Below are 15,499 nucleotides of genomic sequence, written 5' to 3'. Positions count from 1 at the left end.
GCCGCTCGGCTACATGCGCATGCGTTCGGCGCGCGGGTCGAACAGCGGCTCGTTGATGATGCGGGCCTTCACCCGCTCGCCGATGATCTCGATCTCGAAGGCGCCGTCCGCGCCCAGCGCGGCCAGGTCCTTCGGCAGGTAGCCCTGCGCCAGCGAGGCGTCGACGAAGTGGCCGTAGCCGCCGGAGGTGATCCAGCCGACCACCTTTCCCTCGTGCCAGATCGGCTCGTCGCCGATCACGTCGGCATCGTTCGCCTCGACGACGAAGCTGACCCGGCGCAGCGTGCCGCCGCTCTCCTTCTCCCGCAGGGCTGCCTCGCGGCCGATGAAATCGCCCTTGTTCAGGGCGACGAAACGGCCGAGATCGGCCTCATAGGGCCCGTAGATCGGGCGGAACTCGCGGAACCAGGTGCCGAAGTTCTTTTCCAGCCGCAGGCAGAGCAGGGCGCGCATGCCGAAGTCGCGCAGGCCGAGATCGGCGCCCGCTTCCTTCAACGCGTCGTAGACCCGGCGTTCGTAATGGGGCGCCATCCAGATCTCGTAGCCGAGGTCGCCGGTATAGCTGATGCGGCTGACATGGCAGGGGGCCGCGGCGACATCCATCGCCCGGCTGGCCATGAAGGGGAAGGCGGTGTTCGATACATCGTCGCCGGTGACCCGCGCCAGCAGGTCGCGCGCCCTGGGACCGGCGATCGACAGGCCGACCCAGCCGAGATTGATCGGCGTCACGCGCACCGAGCCGTCCTGCGGCAGATGCCGCTCGAACCAGCGCATGTGATAGATCTCGGCCTGCGAGGAGCCCCACATCAGGAAGCGGTCGTCGGCAATGCGGGCGATGGTGAAGTCGCCGATCAGCTTGCCGGTCTCGTTGAGCATCGGCGTCAGAACCATGCGGCCGAGCGCCGGCATGCGGTTGGTCATCAGCTTGTCGAGGAAGGCTTCGGCGCCGGGGCCTGCGATCTCGTACTTGGCGAAATTGGCGATCTCGGTGATGCCGACGCCGGTGCGCACCGCCTGGCACTCGGCCTTGACGTGCTCGAAGTCGTTGGAACGGCGGAAGGAGACGATGTCGCGCGGCTCGGTGCCCTCTGGCGCGAACCAGAGCGGGGTTTCCAGCGCCCAGCTGTCGCCCATCACGGCGCCTTGCGCGCGCATGCGGTCGTAGAGCGGCGTCGTCTGGTGCGGACGGGCGGCCGGCAGCTCCTCGTTCGGATAGCGGATGCGGAAGCGGCGGGAATAGTTCTCGCGCACCTTGGCGTTGGTATAGGCGAGGCTGGCCCAGGGGCCGAAGCGGGCGACATCCATGCCCCAGATGTCGAAGCCCGGATCGCCGTCGACCATCCAGTTGGAGAGGGCAAGGCCGACGCCGCCGCCCTGGCTGAAGCCGGCCATCACCGCGCAGGCGCACCAGAAATTGGTGAGGCCGCGCACCGGACCGACCAGCGGATTGCCGTCGGGGGCGAAGGTGAAGGGGCCGTTGACGAACTGCTTGATGCCGGTGTGCTTGAGCGCGGGGAAGTGCTCGAAGCCGATCTCCAGCGAGGGGGCGATGCGCTCCAGGTTCGGCGCCAGCAGCTCCTGGCCGAAGTCCCAGGGCGTCTGGCGCGGGCTCCAGGGCGTCGCAGCGCGCTCATAGGTGCCGAGCAGCATGCCGCCGCGCTCCTGGCGGGTATAGATCTCGCCGGAGAAGTCGATGGCGTGGACCATCTCCTTGCCGGTCGAGGCGACGATCTCGGCGATTTCCGGCATGTCTTCGGTCAGCAGGTAGTGGTGCTCCATGGCAAGGACGGGGAGTTCCAGCCCGACCATGCGGCCGACCTCGCGCGCCCACAAGCCGCCGGCATTGACCACGTGTTCGGCCTCGACCGTGCCTTGCTCGGTGACGACCAGCCAGGTGCCGTCAGGCTTCTGGGCGAGCTCGACAACGCGGTTGCGCAGCGAGATCTCGGCGCCGGCCTTGCGCGCCGCCTTGGCATAGGCATGGGTGGTGCCGGAGGGGTCGAGATGGCCCTCGATCGGGTCCCACATGGCGCCGACGAAGTGTCGCTCGTCGATCAGCGGCAGCAGCTCCTTGGCCTCTTTCGCCGAGATGATCTCCGTTTCCATGCCGAGGTAACGGCCGCGGGCATGGGCCATCTTCAGCCAGTCGAGCCGTTCGGGCGTATCGGCGAGCTGCAGGCCGCCGGTCAGGTGCAACCCGCAGGACTGGCCGGAAAGCTCTTCGATCTCCTTGTAGAGCGAGACGGTATAGGCCTGCAGCTTGGCGACGTTCGGGTCGCCGTTCAGGGTGTGGAAGCCGCCGGCCGCATGCCAGGTCGAGCCGGAGGTGAGCTCCGAGCGCTCGATCAGCAGCACGTCGGTCCAGCCCCTCCGGGTCAGGTGATAAAGGACGCTGCAGCCGACGACGCCGCCGCCGATCACCACCACGCGAGCCTGGGATTTCATTCGTCTGCTTCCCTGCTTGTCTGGAAAATGAGTTGGAACGCGGCCGCGTGCCGGCCGCGTCAGAAGTCGGTGGGCGCGCCGCCCTCGGCCTTTCGCCGGGCGACGAAATCCGCCAGTTCCTCGGCGATGGCCGGATCGAGGGGCGGGGCCTCGTATTCGGCCAGCGCCTTCCTGCAGACCACCTGCGCCTTGTCGTAGGCGGTCGGCGAGCCGGCATCGCGCCAGGTCTCGAAGTTCCGCCAGTCGGAGATGATAGGCGGATAAAACGCGGTCTTGTAGCGGGCCTGCGTATGGGCGGTGCCGAAGAAGTGGCCGCCGGGCCCGACATCGCGGATCGCCTCGACCGCCAGCGCGTCCGGCGAGGTGTCGAGCGGCTGCAGGAAGGCGTCCATCATCTGCAAAAGGTCGATGTCGATGACGAATTTCTCGAAGCCGGCGGTCAACCCGCCTTCGAGCCAGCCGGCGGCGTGCTTGATGTAGTTGGCGCCGCCCATCAGCGCGCCCCAGAGCGAGAACACCGTCTCCCAGGCGGCCTGGGCGTCGGGCGAGTTGGCCGCGCAGACGGCCGAGGAGCGGTAGGGCAGATTGTAGCGGCGGGCGAGCTGGCCGCCGACAAGCGCCGCCTGCATGTATTCCGGCGTGCCGAAGGCGGGGGCGCCGGACTTCATGTCGACATTGGAGGTGAAGCCGCCATAGACGACCGGCGCGCCGGGACGCACGATCTGGGCGAAGGCGAGACCGGCCAGCGCCTCGGCGTTCTGCTGCACCAGGGCGCCCGCGACCGTGACCGGCGCCATCGCGCCGGCAAGGGTGAAGGGCGTAAGCACGATCGGCTGGCCGCGCCGCGACATCTCGATGATACCCTGAAGCATCGGCGTGTCGAGACGCAGCGGCGACGACGAGTTGATAATCGATATGACAGAAGGAGTTCTTTCGAATTCCTCATGTGTCAGTCCAAGTGCGATCCGGGCGATCTCCATGCCGTCCAGATTGCGCTCGCGGCCGAGCGAATAGATGTGGAACGCCTTGTCGGTGAGCGTCACGAAGTCTGAGATGCAGTCGAGATGGCGTACCGAGGCGTGGATGTCGACCGGCTCGACCGGGTAGCCGCCGTTCAGGTCGATGACGTTGAAGACCTGGCTGAGGCGGAGGAAGTCGCGATAGTCCTGCTGGCTGCCGGGGCGCCGGCCGCGCTGCGCGTCGGCGCAGTTGGGGGCGCTGGCGACGCCGCTCCAGATGACGCTGTCGCCGCCGACCTTGAGGTTCCGCTCCGGGTTCCTCGCGTGGAGGATGAACTCCGCCGGCGCGCTGGCGAGCGCCTCCAGAACCAGGCCGCGATCCAGCCTGATTCGGTCGGACGAGGCGGAAACATCGGCACCGGCGGCCTTCAGAAGGGCCTTCGCCTCGCTATTGATAAAATCGACACCGATATTTTCCAGGACGTCGAGCGAGGCGGAATGGATCGCCTCAAGTTGATCTTCGGAGACCGCCTGGACCGGCGCGAAGGGATTGCGGCGGGCCCGGAACGGCTTCTGTTCGATGGCGTCCGAATGGCCCTGGACCTCCCGGCGGCCCCTGCGTCCGCGGCGACGGCCGGCGGTCTCGTCGCCGCCCGGAGCGACGCCCTCGATTTCGTCCGTTTCGGCCATGCGAACCCGGCTCCCCGCTGCGGTTGCGGACGTCTAGTTTCGTATCCGTCTTAGTAAAGTCCAGCCGTTTCCGAAAACGACAAGCACACGGCCAGTTGTTTCGGAAGCGTTCGCGTTTCAATACGCGCGATATGACAGGAGCCTAGCGCCGTCAACGAGGGAAAGGCGATATCGATTATGCGACGATCCGTTGTTCGATACCGACACGCCCGAGCCGGATCTCAAAAAAATGGCTGCAAGGCTTTGCCAAGGCACCATGATTGCATGTTAGGTTGACGCGATCCGATCTGCGGCAGCCGCCTTGCGGGACGCTGCGGCATCGGAAAAGACCATCGGTTCGCACATCCGGCGAGGGGCCGGAACGGCGACCGGCCGACACGGAGGATCTCCAGGGCAGGTCCGCAGTCGGACCTCGCTCGCGCGCCAGCGCAAGGCGAGGTCGGCAAGGCCAGGAACGACATGCGCGGCGGGCTTCCGGCCCGCGGCGGCAGTGAAAAAGAGCAAACACAGCAATCGGTTGGAGGGGAGACAGGGCATGTCGACCAACGAGACGTCAAGCAAGATGCATCCGAAAGTCAGGGAAGCGCAGGAACAGATGGACAGCGGCCGGCTGAGCCGCCGCGAGTTCGTCCGATACGCGGCGCTGCTGGGCGTCGGTGCCGGTGCGGCCTATGCGATGGCCGGCCTGCCGAGCCCGGCGGTCGCGCAGGACGCGGCCAACCTGCCGTTCCCGGCGGACGACCCGAACGCCAAGGCCGGCGGCATCCTGAAGGTGGCGATGCAGGTCCAGAAGATCGACGATCCGGCGACCTTCTCGTGGACCCAGGCCTCCAACCAGACGCGCCACATGCTGGAATACCTGGCGATGACCGGCCCGGACAACGTGACCCGGCCGATGCTGGCCGAGCGCTGGGAAGCATCCGAGGATTTGAAGACCTGGACCTTCTACCTGCGCAAGGGCGTGAAGTGGCACAACGGCGACGATTTCACCGCCGAGGACGTCAAGTTCAACTTCGAGCGCTGGACCAACCCGGATCTCGGCTCGTCGAATATCGGCCTCTCGTCGGTCTCGGCGATGGTCGAGGATAAAGACGGCAAGAAGAGCCTCATCGACGGCGCCATCGAGATCGTCGACGATCACACGATCCGCTTCAACCTGACCAAGCCGGTGCTGTCCTTCCCCGAGGATATGTACAACTACCCGACCGCCATCGTGCATCGCGGCTTCAAGCCGCCGCTCGACGACGCGATCAACGGCACCGGCGCCTACACGATCACCGAGAACGTCGTCGGTGACCGCTGCATCCTCAAGAAGGTGACCGAGGCCGGCGGCCAGCCCTTCGAATATTGGGGCGGCACGGTGTTTCTCGACGAGATCCACTACTACAATTTCGACGCCGACAACCAGCTGACCGCCTTTGCCGGCCAGAGCGTCGATGCGATCTACGACTTCGGCGTCGAGCAGATGGAGCTGGCCAAGGCCATCGACGGCAACATCATCGCCGCCCGCACGGCGCAGTGCCTGTGCTGCCGCATGCGCGTCGATGCCGAGCCGTTCACCGACGAGCGCGTGCGCAAGGCCGTGACCATGGCCATCGACAACGCCGCGATCAAGCCGCTGGTCTACCCGGAAGGCGGCGATGTCGGCGAGAACCACCACGTGGCACCGGTGCATCCGGACTACCAGGCGCTGGCGCCGCTGACCCGCGACGTGGAGGGCGCCAAGGCGCTGCTCGCCGAGGCCGGCCATCCCGACGGCATCACGATCACGATCGATGTCGGCAACACGGACGGCCCGTGGCACCAGACGGCCGCCGAGGCCATGCGCGACCAGCTCAAGGACGCGGGCATCACGCTGAACATCAACGTCATTCCGGCTTCCAAGTACTGGGAGATCTGGACCAAGACGCCGTTCGGCGCGACCGCCTGGACCCACCGTCCGCTCGGCACGATGGTGATGTCGCTCGGCTACCGCACGGGCGTGCCGTGGAACGAGTCCGGCTTCGCCTCGCCCGAGTTCGACGCGGCGCTCGACGAGGCCGAGGCGACGCTCGACGTGGAGGCCCGCAAGGGGCTGCTCGCCAAGGCTTCGCAGATCCTGCAGGACGCCTCCGTGATGGTCATGCCGATCTGGCGGCCGGTCTACACGATGGCCTCCAAGTCGGTGAACGGCTATCCGGCCCACCCGACCCAGTATCACCAGTTCAACAAGGTCTGGATGAGCTGACGCCGACAACCGATTGCCGCGCCGGGATATTTCCGGCGCGGCGGTCTTTTGCCGAGGTCAGGGGGAGGGCCCGCATGCCGCGCTTGAGGCATGATCGAGGGGCCGACACGGTGGGCGCCACATGCTGAAACTGATCCTGAGACGCCTGGTTCAGATGGTTCTGATCATGGCGGTCTCCTCGCTGCTGCTGTTCGCGATCTTCGACACGCCGGAGTTCAAGAAACGGCTGGCGGTGCAAGAACTTGGCGGCTTCGCCGTCTCGGCCCTGACCGAGGAGAGCTACAAGAGCTGGCTCGCCGCACGCGGCCTCGACGTGCCGTTCTACCAGCGCTACGCCAACTGGGTGGGCAACATCCTGAGCGGCGATCTCGGCTTCTCCTACGAGAAGAACCGTCCGGTCGGCCCCTTGCTGGCGGATAGGCTGGCCAATACCGGCATCCTGGCCTTTTTCGTCTTCGCGCTGATGATCCCGTTGTCGCTGATCCTCGGGATCCTGGCCGGCATGAAGGAAGGGTCGCTGCAGGACCGGAGCATCTCGTTCATATCGGTCTTCACGACCAGCATCCCGGAGATCGCCAGCGCCATCCTGCTGACCATCATCTTCGCCCTCGGCCTCGGCTGGCTGCCGGTGAAATCGGCGATGATCGGCGGGTTCAGCTTCCGCGAGCTGATCCTGCCGGTGCTGACGCTGGTGATCTACGACTTCGGCTATGTGGCGCGCATGACCCGCGCCTCGATGGCCGAGGTGATGACCTCGCAATACATCCGCACCGCGATCCTGAAGGGCTTGCCGTACCGCCGGGTCGTGATGCGGCACGCGCTGCGCAACGCGCTGATCGCGCCGTTCACGCTGATCGTGCTGCAGCTCAACTGGCTGCTGTCGGGCGTCGTCGTGGTCGAGGTCTTCTTCGAATATGACGGCTTCGGCAAGCTGCTGCTCGAGGCGGCGCTGTTTCCCGATGTGGAAGTGGTGCAGGCCTGCACGCTGGTCGCCGTCGCCGTCGCCGTGCTGTCGCAGATCATCTCCGACATCGGCTACACCTTCCTGAACCCACGCATCCGTTTTGCGTAAGGACCGGAGACGCACTCAATGGCAGTGACCGAGATCCCGTCCGGCCCCTCCGCCCTCGACCGCCTGTCGCGGCCCAAGCCCGTCATCGCGCTGATCCTGCTGATGTGGGTGCCGCTGATGGCCTATGTGATGTTCGGACAGACGATCGGCGGCGAGGCGCGGACCGTGCTGCTGCCGGCGATCCCTGCGACGCTGATGCTTTACGTGCTGGGCATCCGCGCCTTTCGCGAAAGCCGGGTCGCGGTGATCGGGCTGACGCTGGTGTTCTTCTGGCTGCTGATGGCGGTAAGCGCGCCGTACCTGCCCCTGATGGACCCGAACAAGCCGATCGCCCCGTTCGCCACGCCCCTGACCGAGCGGAATGGCCTGTTCTTCTGGCTCGGCACCGACTTCAAGGGCCGGGACATGCTGTCGCGCATGATCTGGGGCTGCCAGCGGGTGCTGGTATGGGGCGTCACGGCGACCATGGTCGCCTATGTGTTCGGCGCCATGTTCGGCCTGATCTCCGGCTATCTGGCCGGCTGGTGGGACGAGATCATTTCGTTCGTCGCCAACGTGCTGCTGTCGTTCCCGGTGATGGTGCTGTTCATCGTCATCCTGAACTATCTCGGACCGTCGGGCTTCAACATCGTGGTGGCGGTGACCTTCGCCTCGGCGCCGGCGATCATGCGCATCGTCCGGGGATTGGCGCTCGACATCAAGACGCGCGACTACGTCTACGCGGCGCAGACCCGCGGCGAACATCCGCTCTACATCATGGTCTTCGAGCTGCTGCCGAACGTGCGCGGGCCGATCATCGTCGATGCCTGCCTGCGGCTCGGCTACACCACGGTGGCGATCACCACGCTGACCTTCCTGGGCCTCGGCCTGCAGCCGCCCGACCCGGACTGGGGATTGATGATCCGCGAGAGCGCAAAGACGGCGATGCTGTGGAAGTTCTCCTACATGCTGCTCGTGCCGGCGCTGGCCGTTTCGAGCCTGATCCTTGGCTTCAACCTGATGGCCGACGGCCTTCGGGAAATGAGCCTGCGCGACTGAGGAGGGGGACACAATGAGCGAGCTCGCCGCCGAACAGGTGCCCGTCCTGGAGTGCCGGAACCTTTGCATCTCCTACTACACGCGCGCCGGGGAGATCCCGGCCGTGGTCGACTTCAACCTGAAGCTCATGCCGGGCGAGGCGCACGGCATCGTCGGCGAAAGCGGCTGCGGCAAGTCGACCGTGGCGCTCGCCATCATGCAGTACATGGGCAAGAACGGCGCCATCGTCGGCGGGGAAATCCTGTTCGAGGGCCGCGACATGCGGCAGATGAGCGAGGAGGAGCTGCGGCAGATCCGCGGTTCGCGCATCGCCATGGTCTACCAGGAGCCGATGGCCTCGCTGAACCCGTCGATGACCATCGGCGACCAGCTGGCCGAGGTGCCGATCTATCATGACGGCCTGAGCGAACGCGAGGCGTTGGTGCGGGCCGAGGAGATGCTGGCCAAGGTGCGCCTGCCGGACCCCAAGCGCATCCTGGCGTCCTACCCGCACCAGATTTCCGGCGGCCAGCAGCAGCGCGTGGTGATCGCCATGGCGCTGCTGTCGAACCCCAAGCTGCTGCTGCTCGACGAGCCGACGACCGCGCTGGACGTGACGGTGGAGGCGGGCATCGTCGAGCTGATCAACGAGATCGCCGAGGAGTTCGGCACCTCGATGATCTACATCTCGCACAATCTCGGGCTGATCCTGGAGACCTGCGACCGGCTGACCGTGATGTATTCCGGCGAGGCGGTGGAGGTCGGGGACATCCATGACGTCTTCGACGAGATGCGCCATCCCTACACGCGGGGACTGTTCGGCTCGATCCCGTTGCCCGGCGCCGACAAGAACGCCCATCCGCTGGTGGCAATTCCGGGCCAGCTGCCGCTGCCGCACGAGCGCCCCGAGGGGTGCAACTTCGGGCCGCGCTGCACCTTCTTCCGCGACGGGCTGTGCAATGTCGGCCGCCTGCCGATGCATGCGGTGCCGGGCGACGACGACCACAAGGTGCGCTGCGAACGGTTCCAGGAGATCGACTGGGACCGCGACCTGCCGAAGGGCGAGGCGAAGCCGCCGGTCGAGGCGGGCGATGTCGTGCTGTCCGTCGAGGACATGACCAAGCACTACCTGATCGAGGACGGCGGGCTGTTCGTGCGGGGCGGCGAGCGGGTGGTGAAGGCCAACGAGAAGCTGAGCTTCACCGCGCGCGAGGCCGAGACGGTGGCCATCGTCGGCGAGAGCGGTTGCGGCAAGTCGACCTTCGCCAAGGTGCTGATGGGGCTGGAGGATGCGACCGACGGCAAGGTGATGCTGGGCAATGTGGAGCTCGGCGACCTGCCGGTGCAGCGGCGCAAGGCCGAGACGATCTCGAAGTTGCAGATGGTGTTCCAGAACCCGTTCGACACGCTGAACCCGTCGCATTCGGTCGGCAGCCAGATCGCCCGGGTGATCCGCAAGTTCGGGGTCGCCAGCAAGGACGAGGAGGTGGAGGAGATCGTCTTCCGGCTGCTCGACACGGTGAAGCTGCCGCGCGATTTCGCCAAGCGCAAGCCGCGCCAGCTGTCCGGCGGACAGAAGCAGCGGGTGGGCATCGCGCGGGCCTTCGCCGGCAATCCGAAGGTGGTGATCGCCGACGAGCCGGTGTCGGCGCTGGACGTTTCGGTGCAGGCGGCGGTGACCGAGCTGCTGATGGACATCCAGCGCGAGAACCGAACGACGATGCTGTTCATCAGCCACGACCTGTCGGTGGTGCGGTACCTCGCCGACCGGGTGGTGGTGATGTATCTCGGCCGGATCATGGAGCAGGGCACGACCGAGGATATCTTCGCGCCGCCCTACCATCCCTACACCGAGGCGCTGCTGGCCGCCGTGCCCATCGCCGACACGCGGATCGAGAAGCGGCATATCGTGCTCAAGGGGGAAATCCCGTCGCCGACCAACCCGCCGCCGGGCTGTCCGTTCTCCACCCGCTGCCCCTACATGATGCCGGGCACTTGCGATGTCGAGCTGCCGCCGCTGCGCAGCTTCGGCGATGGACACAGGATCCTGTGCCATCTCGATCCGGCGGAACTGAGCGCGATGGAGCCGGTGATAAAGCCGAAGACCGAGGCAGCCGAATAGGCCTTGAGAATTTCGAGACGGATTTTGCAAAATTCCGTCTCGAAATCGCGAAATTTTGACGCGGGGCCTCTCAATCTCCCGAAATCGCCGATGCTGCCGGGCGGCTGGCGCGTCGGCATTTGTCCCCGCCAGGGCGCGGCACTTATCCCCGCCGGGGCGCGGCAGCTGCTTTCCGACTTGTCCCCGTGCCTGTCCGCTTGAGGTAAAGTGCGGCCGTGAATTGCCGTTCGCAGGTGACCGGGCGGCGAGAGGGGAAGACGCGAATGGCGGGGCTCGATCCGTTTCCAAGGTCCTATGCGAAGGGGGTGGTGCTGCGCCGGCGCTCGCAGCGCGAGGCGGAGGCGCAAGGGGCGCTTGGCCGAACGCTCGCCGATGTGGAAGCCTGGCTGCTGGGCGAGGCGCTGGCGGTCGGCGACGTGCTGGACTTCTTCGAGGCGTTCTGCTGGCGCATGGCGGCGGCGCTGCCGGCGGTCGAGCGGGCGAGCCTGCATGTGGGCACGCTGCACCCGCAGATCTACGGCTTTGCCTGGAACTGGGAGGCGGGTGACGGGATCTGCGACGAGATCCAGGTGGCCGAGGAGATCCTGGCGACGGATGCCTATCGGCTGAGCCCGATCCATGCGGTGATCGAGCGGGGCGAGGCCTTCGACCGGACCATCGATGCGGAGACCTCGGCGCGCTACCCGTTGCTGCGGGAACTCGGGCAACTCGGCTACAGCCACTACATGGCGCTGCCGCTGACGGCAGGCGGCGAGACCGGCAGCGGGAGCGGCGGGCAGCACAACCTGGTGTCGCTGGCAACGCGCCAGCCGGGCGGCTTCACTGAGGGAGAGCGGGCCGGCATCGCCCGGCTGCTGTCGATCCTGGCGCTGCATGTCGCCCGGCATGTCGACCGGCGGATCTCGGCGAACCTGCTCGACGCCTATCTGGGGCCGGCGGCGGGGGGCAAGGTGCTGCAGGGCAGCATCCGGCGCGGCGTCGGCGAGGAAATCGATGCGGTGATCTGGATGTCGGACCTGCGCGGCTTCACCGATCTGTCGGCGCGGCTGCCGGGGCCGGCGATGACGGCGCTGCTCAACGCCTATTTCGAGCGGCTGGCCGGGGCGGTGATCGCGGAAGGCGGCGAGATCCTGAAATTCATGGGCGACGGGGTTCTGGCGGTGTTTCCGCAAGGCGAGGGGGCGGCAACCGCGGCCCTGCGCGCGGCGCGGGCGGCCCTTGCCGGGATCGCGGAATTGAACGCGGCGCCGCCGGCGGCGGTCGCAGACATGCGGGATGTGTGGGCGCCGCTGCGCACCGGCATCGCGCTGCACGAGGGCACGGTGTTCTTCGGCAATGTCGGCTCGGCCGGGCGGCTCGACTTCACGGTGATCGGCCCGGCGGTGAACGCGGCGAGCCGCATCGAGGCGCTGACCAAGGAGCTCGGCCGCGAGATCCTGATCTCGCAGGCGGCCGCGCGCGGGCTCGACGTGGCGCTGGACGATCTCGGCGAGCATCGCCTTCGCGGCGTCGCCGAGCCGGTGCACCTGTTCAGCCCGAACGGGTGAAGGGGGCGGCCCTCGGCTCTCCGGTCCCGGGTCGCGCTGGCGCTTGCCCGGAATGACGAACAGTGAGGGCGGTGCGCGAAAGCGGGCGCCGTCCGGGAGGACGAGGAGAGGTTTCGGTGTCCTTGCTGCCGCTCTGGGAACGAATAGGCCCCGGATCTCCGGCTTCGCCTGCGTCCGGGGTGACGGCTGAGGTTGGATCTCCGGCCGTGGAGTGACGGACGAGGTTGGGGTGACGGCAGAGGGGATGCGAGGACGTGCCTCTCTCTCGGAGGTCATCCCGGCCGCAGGCGAAGCCGGAGAGCCGGGAACCAGAGGCACCGTCGGCAGGTGTTTGTCGCTCCAACCTCCGCTGGCGTCTTCCCGGACGAGGCTGAAGGCCGGAGAGCCGGGAACCATTGGCGCCGTCGGCAGGTGTTTGTCGCGCATGCCTCTCCTTGCGTCTTCCCGGGCAAGCGAAGCGCGCAAACAAAAGGGCCGCAGGAGTGTCCTGCGGCCCGTGATGGTGTCTTCAGGCGGTGAGGCGGGTCAGGCGTCGTCGCCCGGAGCTTCGTCCTCGCCAGCCTCGTCGTCACCGGTCTCGTCGTCGCCGGCATCGCCCGACGTGTCGGAACCGGACGCCGGGGTCTCGCCGCCGGCTTCGTCGAGCACCGCGTCTTCCGCGTCCTCCTCGTCGGAGACGCGGCCGACCGAGACGACTTCCTCACCCTCGGCGGTGTTGAAGACGATGACGCCCTGGGTGGCGCGGCCGGCGATGCGGATGCCGTCGACCGGGCAGCGGATCAGCTGGCCGCCATTGGTGACGAGCATGATCTGGTCGCTGTCTTCCACCGGGAAGGAGGCGACGAGCGGGCCGTTGCGCTTGGTCACCGCCATGGCGGTGATGCCCTTGCCGCCGCGGCCCGTCACCCGGTACTCGAAGGACGAGGACCGCTTGCCGTAGCCGTTTTCCGAGATGGTGAGGATCACCTGCTCGGTGGCGCTCATGGCGGCATAGCGCTCCTGCGTCAGCTCGCCCGCGGGCACGCCCTCGCTCTCGTCCTCGCCGTTCGCCTCGCCATTGGCCTCGTCGGCCTCGCCGCGCATCAGGCGGCGCCAGCGCAGATAGGCGCTGCGCTCGTCGGCCGTGCAGTCGAAGTGACGCAGGATCGACATGGAGATGACGCGGTCGCTGTCGGCAAGGTTGATGCCGCGCACGCCGACCGAGTTGCGGCCCGCGAAGACGCGCACATCGGTGACGGCGAAGCGGATGCACTGGCCGAGCGCCGTGGTCAGCATGACGTCGTCATGCTCGGTGCAGGTGAAGACGCCGACGATGCCGTCGCCATCCTCCAGCTTCATCGCGATCTTGCCGTTCTTGTTGATCTGCGTGAAGTCGGAGAGCTTGTTGCGGCGGACGGTGCCGCGCGTGGTGGCGAACATCACGTCGAGGTTGCCCCAGCTCTCCTCGTCCTCCGGCAACGGCATGATCGAGGTGATCTGCTCACCCTGCTCGAGCGGCAGCATGTTGACCAGCGCCTTGCCGCGCGAGGTCGGGCCGCCGAGCGGCAGGCGCCAGACCTTCAGCTTGTAGGCGATGCCGCGCGAGGAGAAGAACAGCACCGGCGTGTGCGTGTTGGCCACGAACAGGCGGGTGACGAAATCCTCGTCCTTGGTCGACATGCCCGAGCGGCCCTTGCCGCCGCGCCGCTGCGCCCGGTAGGTGTCGAGCGGAACGCGCTTGATGTAGCCGGCATGGCTGACCGTGACGACCATCTCCTCGCGCTGGATGAGATCCTCGTCTTCAAGGTCCGCGCCGCCGTCCATGATCTCGGTCCGGCGGGGCGTTGCGAACTCCTCGCGGATGTCCGTCAGCTCCTGGCGGATGATGTCGAGAATGCGGGAGCGCGAGCGCAGGATATCGAGATAGTCGCGGATCTCCTCGCCGATCTTGTTGAGCTCGTCGGCGATCTCGTCGCGGCCGAGCGCGGTGAGGCGCTGCAGGCGCAGGTCGAGAATGGCACGGGCCTGCTCCTCGGACAGCTTGTAGGTGCCGTCCTCGTTGACCATATGGCGCGGATCGTCGATCAGGCGGATCAAGGGCTCCACGTCATGGGCCGGCCAGTTGCGCTCCATCAGCTGGGCGCGGGCGGTGGCCGGGTCCGGCGCGGTGCGGATCAGCGCGATGACCTCGTCGATATTGGCGACCGCAATGGCGAGACCGACGAGGACATGGGCGCGGTCGCGCGCCTTCTTCAGCAGGAAGCGGGTGCGTCGGCCGATCACCTCCTCGCGGAAGGCGATGAAGGCGGTCAGCATGTCCTTCAGGCCGAGCTGCTCCGGCCGGCCGCCGTTCAGCGCCACCATGTTGGCGCCGAAGGTCGATTGCAGCGCCGAGTAGCGGTAGAGCTGGTTCAGCACCACGTCGCCGACCGCATCGCGCTTCAGCTCGACGACGACGCGCATGCCGGTACGGTCGGACTCGTCGCGGATGTCGGAAATGCCCTCGATGCGCTTTTCGCGCACATGCTCGGCGATCTTCTCGATCATCGACGCCTTGTTCACCTGATACGGGATCTCGGTGATGACGATGGCGTAGCGGTCCTTGCGGATCTCCTCGATCTCGGCGCGGCCGCGCATGACGATGGAGCCGCGCGCGGTCTCATAGGCCGAGCGGATGCCCGAGCGGCCGAGAATGATGCCGCCGGTCGGGAAGTCGGGACCGGGCACGATCTCCATCAACTCGGCCGTGGTCATCGCCGGATTTTCCATCAGGGCGATGGAGGCGTCGATGACCTCGCCGAGATTGTGCGGCGGGATGTTGGTGGCCATGCCGACGGCGATGCCGCCGGCGCCGTTGACCAGCAGGTTCGGGAACTTTGCCGGCAAAACGACCGGCTCGCTCTCCGAATTGTCGTAGTTGTCCTGGAAGTTGACGGTCTCCTTGTCGATGTCGTCAAGGAGGCGCGCCGAGACCTTCTGCAACCGGCACTCGGTGTATCGCATGGCCGCGGCGGGATCGCCGTCGACCGAGCCGAAGTTGCCCTGGCCGTCGATCAGCGGCAGGCGCAGCGAGAAGTTCTGCGCCATGCGCACGAGCGCGTCGTAGATCGCGCTGTCGCCATGGGGGTGGTATTTACCCATCACGTCGCCGACCACGCGGGCCGACTTGCGGTAGGGCTTGTTCCACTCGTAGCTGTTCTCGTGCATCGAGTAGAGGATGCGCCGGTGCACCGGCTTCAACCCGTCGCGCACATCCGGCAGGGCACGGCTGACGATCACGCTCATGGCGTAATCGAGGTAGCTGCGCTTCATCTCGTCGGTGATGGAAACGGGCCTGATATCGGACGGCAGGCCGCCGGTAGGTGCGTTCGTGTCCCGATCGGTCAAGGGATCTCTCACACTTGTTGAATCTGTCCCGATCTTATAGCCGATTTCGCGCTG

8 protein-coding genes are annotated in these 15,499 nt (G+C 66.7%); 5 read left to right on the top strand and 3 right to left on the bottom strand.

The window, feature by feature from the left end:
* Positions 1 to 9: 9 nt before the first annotated feature.
* Positions 10 to 2,445, bottom strand: coding sequence for a GcvT family protein (locus GH266_RS01345; RefSeq protein ID WP_158192293.1), 2,436 nt, complete (start codon positions 2,443 to 2,445; stop codon positions 10 to 12).
* Positions 2,446 to 2,504: 59 nt separating this feature from the next.
* Positions 2,505 to 4,094 (bottom strand): trimethylamine methyltransferase family protein, encoded by a 1,590-nt coding sequence (locus GH266_RS01340; protein WP_158192292.1) that lies wholly within the window; start codon positions 4,092 to 4,094, stop codon positions 2,505 to 2,507.
* A 535-nt stretch (positions 4,095 to 4,629) separates the two neighbouring features.
* On the opposite strand from GH266_RS01340, the gene GH266_RS01335 reads away from it, so the two are divergent.
* The 5 genes from GH266_RS01335 to GH266_RS01315 all read left to right on the top strand — a co-directional run bounded on the left by GH266_RS01335 (position 4,630) and on the right by GH266_RS01315 (position 12,079).
* A complete protein-coding gene (locus GH266_RS01335; protein WP_199270419.1) occupies positions 4,630 to 6,321 on the top strand; it encodes an ABC transporter substrate-binding protein in 1,692 nt (563 codons plus the stop codon).
* Positions 6,322 to 6,442: 121 nt separating this feature from the next.
* Positions 6,443 to 7,393: an ABC transporter permease gene (locus GH266_RS01330; RefSeq protein ID WP_158192291.1), complete on the top strand. Its 951-nt coding sequence runs from the start codon at positions 6,443 to 6,445 to the stop codon at positions 7,391 to 7,393.
* Positions 7,394 to 7,411: 18 nt separating this feature from the next.
* Positions 7,412 to 8,431: an ABC transporter permease gene (locus tag GH266_RS01325; RefSeq protein WP_199270418.1), complete on the top strand. Its 1,020-nt coding sequence runs from the start codon at positions 7,412 to 7,414 to the stop codon at positions 8,429 to 8,431.
* Between the two features lie 13 nt (positions 8,432 to 8,444).
* Positions 8,445 to 10,532, top strand: coding sequence for a dipeptide ABC transporter ATP-binding protein (locus GH266_RS01320; RefSeq protein WP_158192290.1), 2,088 nt, complete (start codon positions 8,445 to 8,447; stop codon positions 10,530 to 10,532).
* A gap of 263 nt (positions 10,533 to 10,795) precedes the next feature.
* Complete coding sequence (locus GH266_RS01315; RefSeq protein WP_158192289.1) at positions 10,796 to 12,079, top strand: adenylate/guanylate cyclase domain-containing protein; 1,284 nt, start codon at positions 10,796 to 10,798, stop codon at positions 12,077 to 12,079.
* A gap of 525 nt (positions 12,080 to 12,604) precedes the next feature.
* Here the strand turns inward: GH266_RS01315 and gyrA are convergent.
* The gene (gene gyrA, locus GH266_RS01310; RefSeq protein WP_209001600.1) at positions 12,605 to 15,370 is read right to left on the bottom strand and encodes a DNA gyrase subunit A; all 2,766 of its coding nucleotides are present in this window, start codon (positions 15,368 to 15,370) and stop codon (positions 12,605 to 12,607) included.
* Positions 15,371 to 15,499: the final 129 nt, after the last annotated feature.

The sequence above is a fragment of the Stappia indica genome (assembly GCF_009789575.1).
In the GTDB taxonomy this organism is placed as follows: domain Bacteria; phylum Pseudomonadota; class Alphaproteobacteria; order Rhizobiales; family Stappiaceae; genus Stappia; species Stappia indica_A.
Note: the sequence above shows the minus strand (reverse complement) of the source record. Positions and strands in the feature narration are given on the sequence as shown.